Source organism: Streptomyces thioluteus (assembly GCF_039535865.1).
This window is the reverse complement of sequence record NZ_BAAAXZ010000101.1, coordinates 16,345-32,682: the sequence shown is the minus strand read 5'-3', so window position 1 is coordinate 32,682 and position 16,338 is coordinate 16,345. Positions and strand designations below refer to the sequence as shown.

9 protein-coding genes and 9 pseudogenes are annotated in these 16,338 nt (G+C 73.7%); 7 read left to right on the top strand and 11 right to left on the bottom strand.

The genetic code is table 11. The features are described 5' to 3' along the window. Positions 1–194 precede the first annotated feature (194 nt). The 3 genes and pseudogenes from ABD794_RS13170 to ABD794_RS13160 all read right to left on the bottom strand — a co-directional run. Positions 195–416 (bottom strand): annotated as a pseudogene (locus tag ABD794_RS13170) (hypothetical protein); the annotation flags it as partial. Positions 417–474: 58 nt separating this feature from the next. Then, positions 475–836, bottom strand: a pseudogene (locus ABD794_RS13165) (WhiB family transcriptional regulator). A 587-nt stretch (positions 837–1,423) separates the two neighbouring features. Continuing rightward, on the bottom strand, positions 1,424–2,128 hold the full coding sequence (locus ABD794_RS13160) for a 3'-5' exonuclease (RefSeq protein WP_344963262.1): 705 nt from the start codon (positions 2,126–2,128) through the stop codon (positions 1,424–1,426). Between the two features lie 375 nt (positions 2,129–2,503). On the opposite strand from ABD794_RS13160, the gene ABD794_RS13155 reads away from it, so the two are divergent. Continuing rightward, entirely contained in the window at positions 2,504–2,638 is a 135-nt protein-coding gene (locus ABD794_RS13155; RefSeq protein WP_344963261.1) for a hypothetical protein, read from the top strand. 1,070 nt (positions 2,639–3,708) lie between these two features. Here the strand turns inward: ABD794_RS13155 and ABD794_RS13150 are convergent. Further along, entirely contained in the window at positions 3,709–3,855 is a 147-nt protein-coding gene (locus ABD794_RS13150) for a hypothetical protein (RefSeq protein ID WP_344963259.1), read from the bottom strand. Positions 3,856–4,223: 368 nt separating this feature from the next. On the opposite strand from ABD794_RS13150, the pseudogene ABD794_RS18960 reads away from it, so the two are divergent. Next, positions 4,224–4,384, top strand: a pseudogene (locus ABD794_RS18960) (thioredoxin domain-containing protein); the annotation flags it as partial. A gap of 21 nt (positions 4,385–4,405) precedes the next feature. Here the strand turns inward: ABD794_RS18960 and ABD794_RS13140 are convergent. The 4 genes and pseudogenes from ABD794_RS13140 to ABD794_RS13125 all read right to left on the bottom strand — a co-directional run bounded on the left by ABD794_RS13140 (position 4,406) and on the right by ABD794_RS13125 (position 8,216). Next, a pseudogene (locus tag ABD794_RS13140) lies at positions 4,406–5,363 on the bottom strand (NAD(+) diphosphatase). A gap of 177 nt (positions 5,364–5,540) precedes the next feature. Continuing rightward, positions 5,541–6,865 (bottom strand): annotated as a pseudogene (locus ABD794_RS13135) (M20/M25/M40 family metallo-hydrolase); the annotation flags it as partial. Beyond that, positions 6,828–7,643: pseudogene (locus ABD794_RS13130) on the bottom strand (PD-(D/E)XK nuclease family protein); the annotation flags it as partial. The pseudogenes ABD794_RS13135 and ABD794_RS13130, both read right to left, overlap by 38 nt. Positions 7,644–7,826: 183 nt before the next feature. Further along, positions 7,827–8,216, bottom strand: coding sequence for a hypothetical protein (locus tag ABD794_RS13125; RefSeq protein ID WP_344963270.1), 390 nt, complete (start codon positions 8,214–8,216; stop codon positions 7,827–7,829). 242 nt (positions 8,217–8,458) lie between these two features. On the opposite strand from ABD794_RS13125, the gene ABD794_RS13120 reads away from it, so the two are divergent. Together ABD794_RS13120 and ABD794_RS13115 are read left to right on the top strand one after the other, a co-directional pair. Next, positions 8,459–8,734, top strand: a complete 276-nt coding sequence (locus tag ABD794_RS13120; RefSeq protein WP_344963268.1) for a hypothetical protein — start codon at positions 8,459–8,461, stop codon at positions 8,732–8,734. Between the two features lie 25 nt (positions 8,735–8,759). Further along, a complete protein-coding gene (locus tag ABD794_RS13115; protein WP_344963267.1) occupies positions 8,760–8,894 on the top strand; it encodes a hypothetical protein in 135 nt (44 codons plus the stop codon). 5 nt (positions 8,895–8,899) lie between these two features. On the opposite strand, the pseudogene ABD794_RS13110 reads toward ABD794_RS13115, so the two are convergent. Together ABD794_RS13110 and ABD794_RS13105 are read right to left on the bottom strand one after the other, a co-directional pair. Then, positions 8,900–9,655, bottom strand: a pseudogene (locus ABD794_RS13110) (UvrD-helicase domain-containing protein); the annotation flags it as partial. A 300-nt stretch (positions 9,656–9,955) separates the two neighbouring features. Then, entirely contained in the window at positions 9,956–10,327 is a 372-nt protein-coding gene (locus tag ABD794_RS13105; RefSeq protein WP_344963256.1) for an MGMT family protein, read from the bottom strand. A 358-nt stretch (positions 10,328–10,685) separates the two neighbouring features. Between ABD794_RS13105 and ABD794_RS13100 the strand changes: the two are divergent. After that, positions 10,686–13,208 (top strand): annotated as a pseudogene (locus ABD794_RS13100) (lysylphosphatidylglycerol synthase transmembrane domain-containing protein). Positions 13,209–13,228: 20 nt separating this feature from the next. Here ABD794_RS13100 and ABD794_RS18955 read toward each other — a convergent pair. Continuing rightward, positions 13,229–14,564, bottom strand: a pseudogene (locus ABD794_RS18955) (MFS transporter). Positions 14,565–14,891: 327 nt separating this feature from the next. On the opposite strand from ABD794_RS18955, the gene ABD794_RS13080 reads away from it, so the two are divergent. Further along, positions 14,892–15,311, top strand: coding sequence for a hypothetical protein (locus tag ABD794_RS13080; protein WP_344963250.1), 420 nt, complete (start codon positions 14,892–14,894; stop codon positions 15,309–15,311). A gap of 78 nt (positions 15,312–15,389) precedes the next feature. Then, positions 15,390–16,337, top strand: a complete 948-nt coding sequence (locus tag ABD794_RS13075; protein ID WP_344963248.1) for an MFS transporter — start codon at positions 15,390–15,392, stop codon at positions 16,335–16,337. Position 16,338 lies beyond the last annotated feature (1 nt).

The following is a 16,338-nucleotide window of genomic DNA, read 5'->3' as shown; positions in this document are numbered from 1 at the left end:
TGAGGGTGGTGCCGGTGGCCTCAGGGTCCAACTGCGCTGAATCAGGCGTCTTCTGGTCCACTCCCAGACGATATCCCCGTGAACGGTTCGTGAGGGTTCAACGCACCCGAACGCACCGGGGGGCCGGTCCTTTCGGACCGGCCCCGGTTCACCAAAGTCGCGTTCGGCGGAAGGCCTAGTGCTGCATCAGGCCAGGCCAATGCCCGTCGGGCGCGCAGCGAGCCCGCTCGGCGCGGCGCTGCACGCGCCGGGCCGCCGCGAGCCGGACGGCCCTGCCCTCGTGCATATGGGCACGGGCCAGGACTTCTGGGATGAGTTGCATTTCGAGGTTCCTGTTCTGACGCGAGGTGATCGCGCCGGAGGTGGTGCGTGCGGGGAGGGCGGAGCCGGCGGGCTCGGGGGACCGTGTGGTGCATCGTCCGGTCCTGCTTCGTGGGGTCGTGCGCGAGGGGGAGGTCGATCGTGCCGGGAGACTCATGCGGCGACCGGGTTCTTGCGCGGGCGGCCACGGGGGCGCTTGCGGGCCACGACGACGCCCTGGACGAAGAGCTCGCCGCCCCAGACGCCCCACGGCTCGCGACGGTCCTTGGCGCCGGCGAGGCAGGCCTCGCGCCAGCGGGCAGGTCTGGCAGAGCGACTTGGCGTACTCCACGTCCGCCGGCGACTCGGCGAAGAAGACCTCCGGGTCGTAGAGCTGCGGCACGGCGGGGTGCCCAGGGTTCTCGATCGCGTCGTCGAGGTCGGTGAGCGCGGTCAGGGGGGTCAAGGTGTCCTCCGGGGGACGGCGGGGGGATCAGGTCGGTGGCTACTGACGGGGTGTGTGCCTTGATCTGCACGGTTGGTGTTCCTCGTCTGTTGTCCGAGCTGGTGGCCGGGCTGGTTTCCCCCGGCTGGGGGCAAGCAAAGGGCGCGGCTATCCCGGTGTTGTTCCGCTGGCCCTAGGAGGTGCGACTGATCTAGCCGATCAGGCTCGGATCTCTCCAGGGTTCGAGCCCCACGGAAGGCGCACCTCGTGTGGTGCTGGTACTGCGTCGTCCGGGATTCACCACCCGCGCGGTTAGGTCTCTGCTGCGAAGCGTGAACTGTGCCTCTGCCGCCATTGCGCTGCGGGTGGCGCCATTGGTACCGGTCGCTCATTCCCTCAGGCGGCGCGTTGGCGGGCGAGTGCGATGGAGGCACAGACCGGTGCCGTGACGTGAACGACGACCGTGCGAGGACGACACCGGATCCGGAGCGTCGACGCGCGCGCAGGCCGAGCGGACGCATGGCGAAGCACGGGCGTATCTGCGAATCGTCCGTCACTTTTAGTGCGGGGATGACGCTGAAATCATGGTACTCAGCTCCTCTCGGCGTCTCGGGACGACGCGCGGATCCGTCGAAATCTTCGGTTCCGAGTAACAGCACGGAGCCGCGGCGTGATCCGTTAAGGATCCGTCGTTTCCATGCTCGGAAGGCTATGGGTATGCCCTCCGCGCACGCAAATATTTTTCCGGAGAGATTTCCGAGCCCTCGCACGACCCGGCTCGCGGCCGGCGCACAGCGCCAGGACGTCGGCCCGAACGTGCCGAGCTTGCGCCTTCCCACACCGGAGATGACGAGAAAGCTGCCGCCTCGGTTCCCGGCGCGGCCTCGGCGATCGCCAGCAGCGTCTCTGTCGGTGAACACGCAGAAGGCGGGCTGGCCGAGCCGTTCGGCCTGCCCAGGCGCGCCAGTCCAGCAGCCGCTCGTGCAGCCCTTCGTCCAGCTCGCTGGGGCAGTCCTCGCAGCGCAGCAGCTTGATCTCCCCGCGTCGGTCAGGGTGCGCCCGCAGACGCGGCAGCGCACCGGTCTGCGCCGCGCCCGGGGGGCGGGCCGTCGCCGGAGCGGACGCCGGAGCCGGACGAGCCCGATCCGTACGAGACGTGGCCCAGCGGACCCGTGGCGTCCGGCGTGCGCGCGCGGCGGGGGTCCGTGGAGCCCGGCCGCAGGCGGACAGGAAGCGGCTGGGGCGACGGGAGGGGCGCCCGCCCGGCGCCCGGGAGAGCGCCCACGACAGGGTCAGGTGGCGGCGGGCCGCGGTGACGCCGACGTAGAGCAGCCGGCGCTCCTCCTCGATCTGCTCGTCCGTCTTCGTGCGTGTAGGTGTCATCGCAGCATGCCTCGGTGAGCCGACCATAGAAGCATAGACGAGAAAGTGCGTCCCACTGCGCAGCCCTTGGCACGGCAGGTAGCACAACGAGGCGAGCGTCACAACCCTCGACGTGGCGAGGCGTGTGTTGCGCCTCGTCGCTCGGCTGCAGCTCGGTGACGAGGTCGGCGAGCGTGGCGCCGAGGGCACGGGACGCGGGCGAACGTCCTCGCAGGCGAGCCGCACACTGAGGGCGGCGAGGGACTCCCAGTCTGGTCGCGGACCGCACGACCCCGAGCCGAGCGAGGCGGCTCGGCGTCAGCGTGCGCGCTCGGGTGGAGAAGACGCGCCGGACCTGCGTCGGCCAGATCCGCTCCGCGGCGGCAGCCGGGGGTCGTGCGTCGCGCCGCCCGGGCCGACGCCGCGCAGCAGCACCTGCGCCTCGCGGACCTCGGCGCGCTCGACAAGACGCGCTCGGCCGCGCGCCAGCTGGTAGGGCACGCCCACGTCGGCGAGGGCCTCGTCTCGTAGCCCTCGGACTGGCGTTGGATGCGGTAGAGCACACACACTGCGATCTCGCCGCGGCACGCCGGAGGCGATGAGGTTTCGCGCGACGCGCGCGGGCGACGGCCTCGGCCTCGGACCGCTCTGTCGGCGAACTCCGCGTAGGCCGGCTCGGCGGTGCCGCTCTCGCGCTGGCGAGACTCAGCTCTCTAGGCGGTGCGTCGGCGGCGCGGCGCGGGCCTGGGCGAGGAGCCGTTGGCCAGCGCGCACCACCTGGGGGTGAGTCGTGAGTCGCGGACGACGAGCGGACGACGTGGCGTGTGGCGGGTGCGGAAGTCTCAGCAGGTGGTGCGCCGGGTCGCGCCGAAAGAGTGAAGGGATCAGATCGTCTGGCTCGGCGTCAGCCAGACCGCACGCATAAACGCACGCGAGCTGTCGCGCTCCCTCAGCAGATGCTCCAGAGAGCTCGCTTGCTGGAGGGGCTAGACGTCACACTGGTAGCTCGTCGACCACGAGTGACGGTACTGGCGTGGCGGACGTCTCGCAGCGATGTCGTGCCGGTCCTGGAGGAGCGCCGACGGTCAGCAGCGAGGACGTCCTGGAAGTCGATCACATCCGCGCTCGCGCTTAGAGCTGCTCGTATGACGCCGTAGACACTGGCCCACCCGATCTCGGCGTGTGTCGACGAGCCTCGCGCAGGCAAGCAGCACGGACGACACGGCGGCGCGGAATACTCCTCGGGTGACGGTCTGTGGTGACTCTTGGCCACTCGATCTCGGCCGGTGGTGTCACGCGCAGCTCGCATGCGGTCGAGGCGGACCCGTGCAGCGGGCCGCGTGCGCTCGGCGACGAGCTGGACAACCTTGCGCTCGAGCGGCCGGGGTGCAGCTGGCCGCCGACGGCCTTGGTGTCCAGAAGATACTGGAGTGTCTGGCGCAGGCGGCCGAGTGGAAGGTCGAGCCTGGACGCCAGGCGGCGCCGGCAGCTGGCGCAGCCGGCAGCGCAAATTTTTCATCGCCCTGCCACGCGCGTTGGTGACAGGTGACGCGAGCACACTCGCCGGGTGCTGGAGCAGCCGCGGAGCGGACCCCGGATGATCAGCGATCCGGTGGGTGATGCGCGCTGGTCTTGGCCCGTAACACGACGCCGGCCAGCACGCAGACGCGGCCGTCGAGCGCGTCAGCGACCGCACGCGCACGCTGCTGCGGTCGAGCACCGTCGAGCACGGCGTCGGCGGTACTCACGGACACCTGGGGGAAGAGGGTGGTGCGCGATGCTGGGATGTCACCACCGCGCATGGCTGCCAGGTTCGGGTGAGGCAGTACCGGACGTGTGTCCACAGCGGAGCCGCCCTGTCGGCTCGTCACTTATGCTGGCCGGATGCGGGGAAAGGTAGCACGTTCTGACCATCCGCGAGGCAGCGGCTCCCCACGCACAGCAACGATCTAGGAGCTCCCCATAGTCGCCGTGACCGATGCTACAGCACCACCCGGTGCGGCTACATGCGTAGCGCCTCAGCAGTCCTTTTTTCTTCTTTTCTTTTAGCCAGATGAGCGCTCATTAATTCGGTAGAGGGAGGCATCGAGTAGTAAAAACCCCTCCGCACACACGCACCGAGGTGAACATCGAGCTCGACTCCGGAGTCGGCGGTCTTCGATGAGAGAAGGCCAAGGGGCAACAGACGGTGCCGACCCTGCTGTTACGCCGCACGGCTCCACGCTCACCAACCCCTCTCTCGCCCAGGTCAAGGCCAAGATCGGGTCGGGCGTCTGACCCCCGCTTACGGCACTCCGCCTACGGCAGGGGCTCGCCGTACCAGAGCTCGACCAGCCGGGCTGCGATCGAGATTCCGGTGGGAGGCAGCACCTCCCCGGACTTGAACGCGGCCCGCAGCTCTTCCCGGAGAACCTCAGCGCGCCTCGTGGAATCTCCTCGTGCCGTCCACGCTGGATCTCGGTAGGGAGACGAGCACGCGCCCGGAGCCCAGCATCAGGCTGGAGCGGGAACGGCCAGGGCTGGCTGGCGACGTACTCCACCTCGCCACACCACCACGCCGGCCTCCTCGGCGAGCGCTCGCGCCGCACCGCCTGCTCGATGGACTCGCCGGCTCGACGAAGCCAGGTCGAGCGTGGTGAGAAGCGGCCCTCTCGGCCAGGTGGCATCTGGCGGCCCAGCAGTGGCGCGTCCCGGTCGTCCTAGTGACCAGCATGATCACCGCGGGGTCGGTCCGCGGTGAGTGCTCTCAGGCGCCGCAGGCACTGGCAGCGGCGGATGTGACCGGCGCGGCGATGACGGTGGCGCTCGCCGCAGCGCGAGCAGAAGCGGTGCAGCCGCTGCCAGTTCTCCAGGGGCCACCGCGTGCACCAGCAGGCCGGCGTCGCCGCCGGCGACAGGAGCAGGCCCGCCTCGCGCAGCCCGGCCGGGCGCGCCGACTGGTCCATGCGGCCGGGGCCAGGGTGTCCTTCTGCAGGGCGAAGTAGGCCACCCCGTCCTCGTCCTGGCCGAGGAAGTAGCGGTGCGTCTCGGTGACGGGGGCCTCGAAGGCCGGCGTCATCACCAGCTCCGTACGGCGCCGTCGGGGGTGTCGTCGATCAGCGCCTGTCCCCGAGACACGAAGACCCGGTCGAGGGGTGGCTCCAGGACCGCCGCCAGCCATGCCTCGTCCAGGCGGTGGTGCGCGGCGTCGGTCGATGCCGCTCGCGCCGCTGAGCGTGATGGGACGGTCGGCCGGGAATGCGGTCCAGGTGGTCACGGCTGCTTCCAACTCCCCCTGTGGTGATGGTCGTGGTGCGTCTGGGCACGAGCTGCGGCCCGCTCAGTCCGCCGGCCCGAGCGCCGCGGCTGAGGTCGACCCAGAGGTGGGCCGCGGTCATCACACGCGACCCTTCTCATGAGTGAGGTCCGAGCTCGACCGTGTCCTCGTTCGGGACGCGTGCCAGCGCCCGTCCGAGGCCACGAGTATGCCGAGGACAGCCCGGGGTCCCACGCCAGGACACGTCCATGCGAGGTACACGGCGGCGTGGGCCAGGAGCCGCCCTCGCGGTGAAGCGGCATCTTGCTGCCCGACAAAGGCGCTTCGGCACCATGCAGCCCGGACGACGGACGGAGGCGCGGGGTGGGATCCCGCGGCGTCAGACAGGGGCGCGGTGTGGCCCACGTATGTGAACGTGATCCCGTGACTGGAACTGCCGCGGGGAGTCGGATCGGTGCCGTCACTCGCACGCAGCGCCTGCTAGGATCCGGTCCGTGTCACTGGCCGGCCACCCCTAGAGCGGAACGACAGCTTCAGCCGGGCCGAGTCCCGGCACGATCGTCTTGCCGCCGGGCCCTGGTAGCCGCCGCCGATGCCGTTGACCTCGGCGGTGGGACGGGCCCAGACGCGCTCCAGGGTGGTGAAGCCGGCCTCGCCCAGCGTGGCGTGCGAGTGCGCGGTGCGCCGCCAGCGCTCCTGTCGAAGGGCAGCTCGGCGAAGAGCTCGCGCTCACCTGGTCGGTGAGCTCCACGACGCCGTCGTAGAAGCCGGGGATCGCCACGCGGACGGTCATCGTCGTGCAGGGCGGCGACCAGCCGGGCGGCCTCGGTGGCCGGGTTGGCACGGCCCGCCGAAGGAGCCGGAGTGGGATGTCCTGGTCCGGCCGTACAGGTCGATCTGGTCACTCGACGAGTCCGCGCATGCCGGTGCAGACCGTCGGGGTGTCCTCGGACCACATGCCGGTGTCGTGAGACGATCACGCTGTCGCAGCGAGGCGGTCGGCGCTGGTCGGCGGATCAGGGCCGGGGAAGTTCGGGGAGCCGAACTCCTCCTCGCCCTCGACGATCAGCTTGAGGTTGACGGCCGGGGCCGTCCGGCCTCGGTGGGCCGCCAGTGCGCGCGGACACCGAGCGTGTGGAAGAACACTGGCATTGTCGTCGGCGGCGCCGCGCCCGTAGAGACCGGCCGTCCTTGAGGACGGGCTCGAACGGGTCGGTGTGCCAGCCGTCCTCGCGGGCGCGGCTGGACGGTCGTGGTGGCCGTAGACCAGGACCGTGGCGGCGTCGTCGTCCCCGGAGGGCCACTCGCGAAGACCGCGGGGCGCGCCGTTGCCTCGCCGCCGCTCGTCCGTCCGTCCCCGTCTCCCAGACCTCGACGGTCGCGGGAAACCCGTCGTCCCTGAGCTTCGCCGCGCAGCCAGTCGCGCTGGTAGACGGCGAGCTGCGGGTGGCGGGCGACCTCGCGCGCGCTCGGGGGCTCCTGCCGGTCTTGAAGTCGACCACGTACGCCCGGCCCTGCCTCGTCCCTCTCCACGCGGTCCATGGAGCCGCGCACCCGCACCAGGTACTGCTCCGCCTTCAGCGTGACGTCGAAGGGGTGCTCACTGGCGACCGGCGTGCGGCCGCGTTCCAGGACGTGCCAGCGCAGGAAGCGTTCCAGGGCGTGCCCGCGCGTTCTCCTTCTCCTGCGGGACTTCCAGGGGCATCGAAGGCGAGCGCGTCCCAGACGGTGTCCAGGCGCTCCATCAGGACGGCGAGGTCGCCGGGGTGCGGCCGGACGCGACGTCGTCGGCGAGGACGTGGACCACGTGCCGAAGCCCTGGGCGGGGCCGGCCGGGGCCTCCGCCCGCACCTCGCGCCCCAGGAACCACTGGAGGGAGCAGGTGTCCGCGAGCTGGCCGAGCGCGGAGCCGGAGAGCGCCACCGGGCGCTCGCGGTCGCGCAGCGGCACCCCGCTGTGCGTCGGTTCGTACAGCCCCCACCAGCGGTCGGGGTCGGCGGCGGGGACGAGCGGCCGGTCCTCCTCGTCGCGCAGCGCGGCGAGCCGGGCGAGGCGGGCCGCGGCGGCGGACCGCAGGGCGGGGGACGCGGCGGGGTCCACGGTGGTGGACCGCAGCTCGGCGACGAGCGCGGCGACGGCGAGCGGCCGCCGGGGGCGCTGGGTGACGTCCACCGGCTCGACGCCGAGTTCGGCGAGGAAGCGGGAGGGCTGGTCGCCGTCCTCCGCCGACGCCTTGACCGCCGTGACGACCAGGCGCTCCCGGGCGCGCGTGGCGGCCACGTAGAACAGCCGCCGTTCCTCGGCCAGGAGGGCGCCGGGCGGCAGGGGTTCGGCGAGGCCGTCGCGGCCGATGCGGTCCGCCTCCAGCAGCGAGCCGCGGCGGCGCAGGTCGGGCCAGAGGCCCTCTGGACGCCGGCGACGACGACGAGCCGCCACTCAGGCCCTTGGAGCGGTGCGCGGTCATCAGCCGGACGGCGTCCGTCCGCACCGGGCGGCGGGTGAGGGTGTCGGCGGCGATGTCCTGGGCCTCCAGCTCGTCCAGGAAGTTGAGGACGTCCCGGCCGCCGACGCGTTCCTCGGCGCGGGCCGCGGTCTCGAACAGGGCGCACACCGCGTCCAGATCGCGGTCCGCGTTGCGTCCGGCCGCCCCGCCGCGGTGCGCGGCGCGGCGCAGCCGGTCGGGCCAGGGGGTGCCGTCCACAGCGCCCACAGGGCGTCTCGGCGGTGCCGCCGGGCCGCCAGCCGCTCGCGGGGCGTGCGCAGCAGCGCGCCCAGGCGCTGGGCGCCCTTGGCGTACGCCGGGTCGTGCGCGACCAGGCGCTCGGGCTCGGCGAGCGCCTCGGCGACGAGCACGTCGAGGGCCGGGGGACGGTCCGGCCGGCGGCCCGTTCCTCCTCGCGCAGGGCGCGGCCGAGCCGGCGCAGGTCGGTGCCGTCCATGCCGCCGAGCGGCGAGGTGAGCAGGGCGAGGGCGGTCTCGGGGGCGAGGGACGCGGGGGCTGCGGCAGCGTCGGGATCGTCGTCGGGGACCCTGCCCGCCGCCACCTGCTCCGCCACCACCCGCAGCGCCGTCAGCAGCGGCGCCACCGCCGGTTCGTGGCGCAGCGGGACGTCGTCGCCGTCGACCTCCACCGGTACGCCCGCCGAGGTCAGCGCGCGGCGCAGCACCGGCAGGGAGCGGGAGCCGGCGCGGACCAGGACGGCCATGTCGCCCCAGGGGACGCCGTCCTCAGGTGGGCGCGGCGCAGGATGTCGGCGACGTTGTCGGTCTCGGTCGCCTGCGGTGGGGTAGGTGTACGCCTCGACCCGGCCGCCGGGGCGTCGGCGGTCAGGTCGCGGTGGGCGCGGACGGCGGCGGCGGGAGGCGGGTGAGCGGCATCCGGGGGTGAGGAGCCGGGTGGCGGCCAGCAGCGCGGCGCCGGAGCGGCGCGAGGTGGTCAGCACGCGCACCGGGGCGGGCGTGCCGTCGCGGCGCGGGAAGGCGTCCGGGAAGTCGAGGATGCCGCCCACGTCCGCGCCGCGGAAGGCGTAGATGGACTGGTCCGGATCGCCGAAGGCGATCAGCGGGCGGCCCCCGCCGGCCAGCGCGCGCAGCAGCCGCACCTGCGCGGCGTCGGTGTCCTGGTACTCGTCCACGAAGACCGCGTCGTAGCGCGCGGCCAGGTCCGCCGCTACCTCGGGCCGTTCGGCGAGCAGGACGGCGCGGTGCACCAGTTCCGCGTAGTCGAGCACGCCGCGGGCGTCGAGGACGTCGAGGTACTCGGCGAGGAAGGCGGCCGCGGCCGCCCAGTCGCCGCGCCGGTGCGCTCGGCGAAGTCGGCCAGTTCGCCGGGCCCCAGGCCCAGTTCGCGGCTGCGGGCGAGGACGGCGCGCACCTCGTCGGCGAAGCCGCGCGTGGTCAGGCACGCGCGCAGCTCGTCCGGCCAGCGCACCGCCCCGCGCCCCTCGCGCTCCAGCTCGGTCTGGCGGCCAGCAGTCGCGCACGGTGACGTCCTGCTCGGGGCCGGAGAGCAGCCGCGGCGGCTCGCCGAAGGGCTCCCGCGTCCCGGTGCGCGCGGACCAGGGCGTGGCAGTACGAGTGGAAGGTGGTCGCCTGCGGGCGCGGGCTCCGCCGAGCCGGGCCGCCATGCGGTCGCGCAGCTCGACGGCGGCCTTGCGGCTGAAGGTGAGGACCAGGACGCGCTCGGGGCCGGCGCCCGCCGCACCCGTTCGGCGACGCTCTCGACGAGCGTGGTGGTCTTGCCGTCCCGGGCCCGGCGAGCACCAGCAGCGGCCCGGAGCCGTGCTCAACACCGCGCGCTGCGCCGCGTCCAGCCGTGCGGGGACCGCGGGACCCGGCGGGGTGCGCACCAGGCGGTACGCGCCGGCGCCGTCCGGAGCGTCCGCCGGTGCTCCGGGCGGTCCGGGCGCGACGAGCCGGAGGGGGGATGGGATCTCACGTGGGTACGGGTCCTGGTCGGTGACGGGGGCGGTCGGGGCGTAAGGGCGGTCCCGACGCTACGCCAGGAGACGGGCGGGGCGCAGATCGTCCCGGGAGTCACCCCGGGCGTTCGAGCACCTCATCCGTTCGGGGTGGCCCGGGTGCACCGTGGATCAGGTGTCGCGTTTCACACCGTCCGCACCACGCGAACCGTCCGGGACGCCGTCCCAGCGCGCCCGCGCCATCGCGATGCGGAACGGACCCGCCGGGCCGGCGGAACGCAGCGGCGTCCCCTCCTCCGGTAGCGCTCCAGGGCGCGCCCGCTCGTGGCCGGGGAGCAGGGCACCGTCCGCGCGGACGACGCGCCACCACGGCACGGCGCCCCCGTAGAGCGCCATCACCCGGCCCACCTGCCGCGGGCCCCCCTCGCCCAGCCACTCGGCCACGTCTCCGTAGGTCATCACGCGGCCCGGCGGAATCGTCTCGGCGACGGCCAGGACCCGCTCCGCGTACTCGGGCAGTGCTTCGTCGGTCACCCGGTCCATACTGCCCGCCGCCCGCGGGCCGGGACCTGCCGGGATCACCCGGAGTGCGGCGCCCGACCACAGGGCGTACGATCCGATGTCCGCGCCCCCGAAATGCACCCTGATACACCCTTGCCCGGCCGGGCCATGCCACCATCTTCCGGGCGGTGACTCTGGTGATACGAGAACGAGAAGACCAGGAAGACACGGACGAGCAGGGCGCGGGGCCTCCTGAGGAGGCGCGCGCCCCCGCGCGTTGCCCGGGAAGGGCGAAGCACAGCCCCCCGAGACGAAGGACGGCGAGGTCCACATCGACAAGGTCTCCGGCGACGAGCCGCTGCTGCCGGCCCGCGTCCACCGCCCCGCCGACCTCGTGCGCATGTTGCTGGGGATCGTCGGCATCGCCCTCGTCCTCGCCCTCGCGGCGTTCGCCCACGCCACCACGTCCGGCCTGGAGGCCGACGTCAAGGAGAGCGCGGGCCACGCACCGGCCACGCTGGCGAACCTCGCCGGGCTCACCGCCAACATCGCGATCTTCATCGTGCCGGTGGCCTTCGCCGTCGAGCGGCTGATCAAACGGGACGGGCTGCGCATCGCCGACGGCGTCCTGGCCGCCGTCCTCGCGCACGGCGTCTCCCTGGGCGCCGCCCTCTGGGTCGCCGAGGCCGCCCCCGAGACCATCCGGGACGCGCTCACCCGCACCACGCCCACCGGCGTGACCGACCCGGTCCACGGCTACCTCGCCCCCGTGATCGCCTACATGACGGCCGTCGGCATGTCCCGGCGCCCGCGCTGGCGGGTCGCCATGTGGGCGGTGCTGCTGCTGGACGCCTTCGCCGTGGTGGTCAACGGCTACTCGACGCCGTTCTCGATCGTCATCACCGTGCTCATCGGCTGGACCGTCGCCTACGGCACGCTCTACGCCGTCGGCTCCCCCAACGTCCGCCCGACCGGCCAGCACCTGCTGCACGGCCTGCGCCGCGTCGGCTTCCGGCCGGTGACCGCCCTGCGCACCGAGGACCCGGGCGACACCGAGTCCCACGACCGGGGCCGGCGCTACGTCGTCACCCTGGAGGACGGCCCGCCGCTCGACGTCACCGTCGTCGACCGCGAGCAGCAGGCCAGGGCTTCTTCTACCGGGTCTACCAGCGCCTGGCGCTGCGCGCCTTCACCCAGCGGCGCAGCCTCCAGTCGCTCCGCCAGGCCCTCGAACAGGAGGCGCTGCTCGCCTACGCGGCCATCGCCGCCGGCGCCAACGCGCCCAAGCTGATCGCCACCTCCGAGCTCGGCCCGGACGCGGTGATGCTGGTGTACGAGCACATCGGCGGCCGCCGGCTCGACACCATCCCGGACGAGGAGCTCACCGACGAGCTGCTGGCCAGCGCCTTCCGCCAGGTGGAGGCCCTCCAGTCGCGGCGCATCGCCCACCGCCGGCTCGACAGCGACTCGCTCCTGGTGGATCGTTCCGGCAATGTCGTCCTCACCGACCTGCGCGGCGGTGAGATCGCGGCCGGCGACATCGTCCTGCGGATGGACGTCGCCCAGCTGCTCACCACCCTCGGCCTGCGGGTCGGCGCCGAGCGCGTGGTCGCCTCGGCGGTCTCCGTCCTCGGCCCGGACGCGGTCGCCGACAGCCTGCCGCTGCTCCAGCCGATGGCGCTGACCCGCGCCAGCCGGGCCACCCTGCGCCGGATCGCCCGCGAGCGCTCCCGCCGCGAGCGGGACGCGGTGCTGGAGGCGTCCCGGCTCGCCAAGGAGGAACGGGCCCGCGAGGCGCGCGGAGCGGGGCTCGGGGGAGGCCGACGCCCGCAAGGCGCTCAAGGCCGAGAAGGCCGAGAAGAAGGCCGAGCGGAAGGCGGAGAAGCAGGCCCTGGACGAGGCGGCCGAGGAGGCCCGCGAGGAGGACCTGCTGGCCCAGATCCGCCGTCAGGTCCTGCTGATCCGGCCGCAGGCGCCGATAGAGCCCGTCCGGCTGGAGCGCATCCGGCCGCGCACGCTGATCAGCTCGATCGCGGGCGCGATCGCCGCGTACTTCCTGCTCTCGCAGCTCTCGCACGTCCGGTTCGGCGACATCGTCGAGCAGGCCAACTGGGGCTGGGTCGCGGCGGCCGCCGCGTTCTCCGCGCTGAGCTACTTCGCGGCCGCCATGCGGCTGCTGGGCTTCGTCCCGGAGAAGGTGCCCTTCCTGCGACGGTGATGGCCCAGGTCGCGGGGTCCTTCGTCAAGCTGGTCGCCCCGGCGGCGGTCGGCGGCGTGGCGCTGAACTCCCGCTTCCTGCAAACGGGCGGGGATCCGGCCGGGGCTCGCGGTGGCCAGCGTCGGCGCCTCCGAACTGTTCGGCCTGGCCGCCCACATCCTGCTGCTGCTGACCTTCGGCTACATCACCGGCACCGAGCGGACGTCGTCCCCGCTGCCGCCGTCCCGCACGATCATCGGCGGGCTGCTGACGGCGGCGGTGCTGGTGCTGGTGGTCACCGCGATCCCGTTCCTGCGCAAGTTCGTCTCGACGCGGGTGCGGTCGCTGTTCGCGGGTGTGGTGCCGCGCATGCTGGACCTCCTCCAGCGGCCGCGGAAGCTGGTCAACGGCATCGGCGGCATGCTGCTGCTGACCGCCGCGTTCGTGATGTGCCTGGACACCTCGATCCGGGCCTTCGGCGGGGACATGAGCTACGCCAGCGTCGCGGTGATCTTCCTCGCGGGCAACGCGCTGGGCTCGGCCGCGCCGACGCCGGGCGGCGTGGGCGCGGTCGAGGGCGTCCTCATCGGCGCGCTGACCCTGGCGGGACTTCCGGCGGACATCGCGACGCCCGCGGTGCTGCTGTACCGCCTGCTGACGTTCTGGCTGCCGGTGCTGCCGGGCTGGCTCTGCTTCAACCAGCTGACGCGCAAGGGAGCGATCTAGGGCGTGTCCGAGGGAGCCGTCTATCCCGCGACGGACCGCCGTTCGCGGGCGAACACCCACGCCGTCAGCAGCGTCGTCGCGCACAGCGCGGTCCCCGCCGCGACGAGGCTGGTGCGCAGGCCCGGCAGCGCGAAGTCCTCGCCGTCGCCCGCCACCAGCGCGCCGAAGACCGCGACGGCCAGCGCCCCGCCGGTCTGGCGCACGGCGTTGAACAGCCCCGAGGCCGTACCGACCTGGTGCGCGGGGACGGCGTCCATCAGCAGCGCGGTGAGCGCGGGCATCGCCAGCGCGCCGCCCACCCCCATGGGGACGAGCAGGAGCACCACCTGCCACACCGGAGTGCTCTCCCCCAGCGGCAGCAGCGCGAACATCGCCCCGGCCAGCACCGCCTGGCCCACCAGGATCACCGGGCGGCGGCCCAGCCGCTCGGCCAGACGAGGGGACAGCAGGTTCGCCGCGGTGATCACCGCGGACAGGGGGACGAACATCAGCCCCGCCGCCGTCCCGACATGCCGCGCAGCTGCTGGTAGTAGAGGCCGAGCAGGAACACCACGCCGTAGAAGCCGCAGTTCGAGGCGAAGCCGACGACCAGCGGCAGGGCGACACCGCGCTGCCGGAACATGCCCAGCGGCACCATGGGCTCCCGGTGGCGCCGTTCGGCGACGACGAAGGCCAGGCCGGAGAGGACCGCGACGGCCAGCGCCCCGACGGCCGTGGGCGAGGACCAGCCCGCGTGCCCGCCCTCGATGACCGCGAAGGTCAGACCGGTCAGGGTGAGGACGGCGGCGGCCTGCCCCGCCGGGTCGAGCGACCGGGGCCGGCGCGGGGACGGCGCGGTGCGGACGAGGAGCGCCAGGGCGGCCGCCCCCACGGGGATGTTGAGCAGGAAGACGGCCCGCCACCCGGCCGTCTCGGTGAGCAGCCCGCCCAGCACCGGCCCGGCGGCCAGGGCGACCGAGCCGCCCACCGTCCACAGCGCGAGGGCGCGCGCCGGCGGGCCGGGTCCTCGTACGCCTGCCGGATCAGCGCCAGCGAGGCGGGCATCACGACGGCCGCCGCCCCGCCCTGGGCGATGCGCGCGGCGATCAGCCAGCCGATGCCGGGCGCGAGGGCGCAGCCGAGGGACGCGAGGGTGAACAGCGCGACGCCCACGGTGTAGGCGCGCCGGGCGCCCGCGCGGTCGGCGAGCGCCCCCGCGGAGAGCATCAGCGCCGCGAACATCAGCGTGTAGGCGTCAACGACCCACTGGAGTCCGGTCATTCCGCCGTGCAGGGACGAACGGATCGCGGGCAGCGCGATGGTGACGGCGGAGACGTCGATGGTGATGACGGTGAAGCCGAGGAGGGAGACGATCAGTGCGGCGGACGGGGGACGGCGCCCCGGGGCGGCCCGCGGGAGGCGCGGCCGCCCGTACCGGGTGCGGGGCGGTGACGGACGGTATGCCGGACTCGTCCGACGACATGGGAACTCCTTCTCCAGGAGGGGCAGCGGCGCCGTACCACAACGCCGCTGTGCCACAAGGGAATCGACGCGGCCGGCCCCGCCGCCCCGGCCGCGGCCCGGCGCCGTGCGCCCCCTGGGTCCGCGGCGGCCGGGGCGGCGGGGCGCGGCCGCGTCGATTCCCTTGTGGCCACAGCGGCGTTGTGGTACGGCGCCGCTGCCCCTCCTGGAGAAGGAGTTCCCATGTCGTCGGACGAGTCCGGCATACCGTCCGTCACCGCCCCGCACCCGGTACGGGCGGCCGCGCCTCCCGCGGGCCGCCCCGGGGCGCCGTCCCCGTCCGCCGCACTGATCGTCTCCCTCCTCGGCTTCACCGTCATCACCATCGACGTCTCCGCCGTCACCATCGCGCTGCCCGCGATCCGTTCGTCCCTGCACGGCGGAATGACCGGACTCCAGTGGGTCGTTGACGCCTACACGCTGATGTTCGCGGCGCTGATGCTCTCCGCGGGGGGCGCTCGCCGACCGCGCGGGCGCCCGGCGCGCCTACACCGTGGGCGTCGCGCTGTTCACCCTCGCGTCCCTCGGCTGCGCCCTCGCGCCCGGCATCGGCTGGCTGATCGCCGCGCGCATCGCCCAGGGCGGGGGCGGCGGCCGTCGTGATGCCCGCCTCGCTGGCGCTGATCCGGCAGGCGTACGAGGACCCGGCCCGCCGGGCGCGCGCCCTCGCGCTGTGGGACGGTGGGCGGCTCGGTCGCCCTGGCCGCCGGGCCGGTGCTGGGCGGGCTGCTCACCGAGACGGCCGGGTGGCGGGCCGTCTTCCTGCTCAACATCCCCGTGGGGGCGGCCGCCCTGGCGCTCCTCGTCCGCACCGCGCCGTCCCCGCGCCGGCCCCGGTCGCTCGACCCGGCGGGGCAGGCCGCCGCCGTCCTCACCCTGACCGGTCTGACCTTCGCGGTCATCGAGGGCGGGCACGCGGGCTGGTCCTCGCCCACGGCCGTCGGGGCGCTGGCCGTCGCGGTCCTCTCCGGCCTGGCCTTCGTCGTCGCCGAACGGCGCCACCGGGAGCCCATGGTGCCGCTGGGCATGTTCCGGCAGCGCGGTGTCGCCCTGCCGCTGGTCGTCGGCTTCGCCTCGAACTGCGGCTTCTACGGCGTGGTGTTCCTGCTCGGCCTCTACTACCAGCAGCTGCGCGGCATGTCGGGGACGGCGGCGGGGCTGATGTTCGTCCCCCTGTCCGCGGTGATCACCGCGGCGAACCTGCTGTCCCCTCGTCTGGCCGAGCGGCTGGGCCGCCGCCCGGTGATCCTGGTGGGCCAGGCGGTGCTGGCCGGGGCGATGTTCGCGCTGCTGCCGCTGGGGGAGAGCACTCCGGTGTGGCAGGTGGTGCTCCTGCTCGTCCCCATGGGGGTGGGCGGCGCGCTGGCGATGCCCGCGCTCACCGCGCTGCTGATGGACGCCGTCCCCGCGCACCAGGTCGGTACGGCCTCGGGGCTGTTCAACGCCGTGCGCCAGACCGGCGGGGCGCTGGCCGTCGCGGTCTTCGGCGCGCTGGTGGCGGGCGACGGCGAGGACTTCGCGCTGCCGGGCCTGCGCACCAGCCTCGTCGCGGCGGGGACCGCGCTGTGCGCGACGACGCTGCTGACGGCGTGGGTGTTCGCCCGCGAACGGCGGTCCGTCGCGGGATAGA

Excerpts from the sequence above, each read along its gene's own strand:
- ABD794_RS13160 (WP_344963262.1), bottom strand. The coding sequence starts at position 2,128 with ATGACACCTACACGCACGAAGACGGACGAGCAGATCGAGGAGGAGCGC.
- ABD794_RS13105 (WP_344963256.1), bottom strand. The coding sequence starts at position 10,327 with ATGGACCGGGTGACCGACGAAGCACTGCCCGAGTACGCGGAGCGGGTC.
- ABD794_RS13080 (WP_344963250.1), top strand. The coding sequence starts at position 14,892 with ATGTCGTCGGACGAGTCCGGCATACCGTCCGTCACCGCCCCGCACCCG.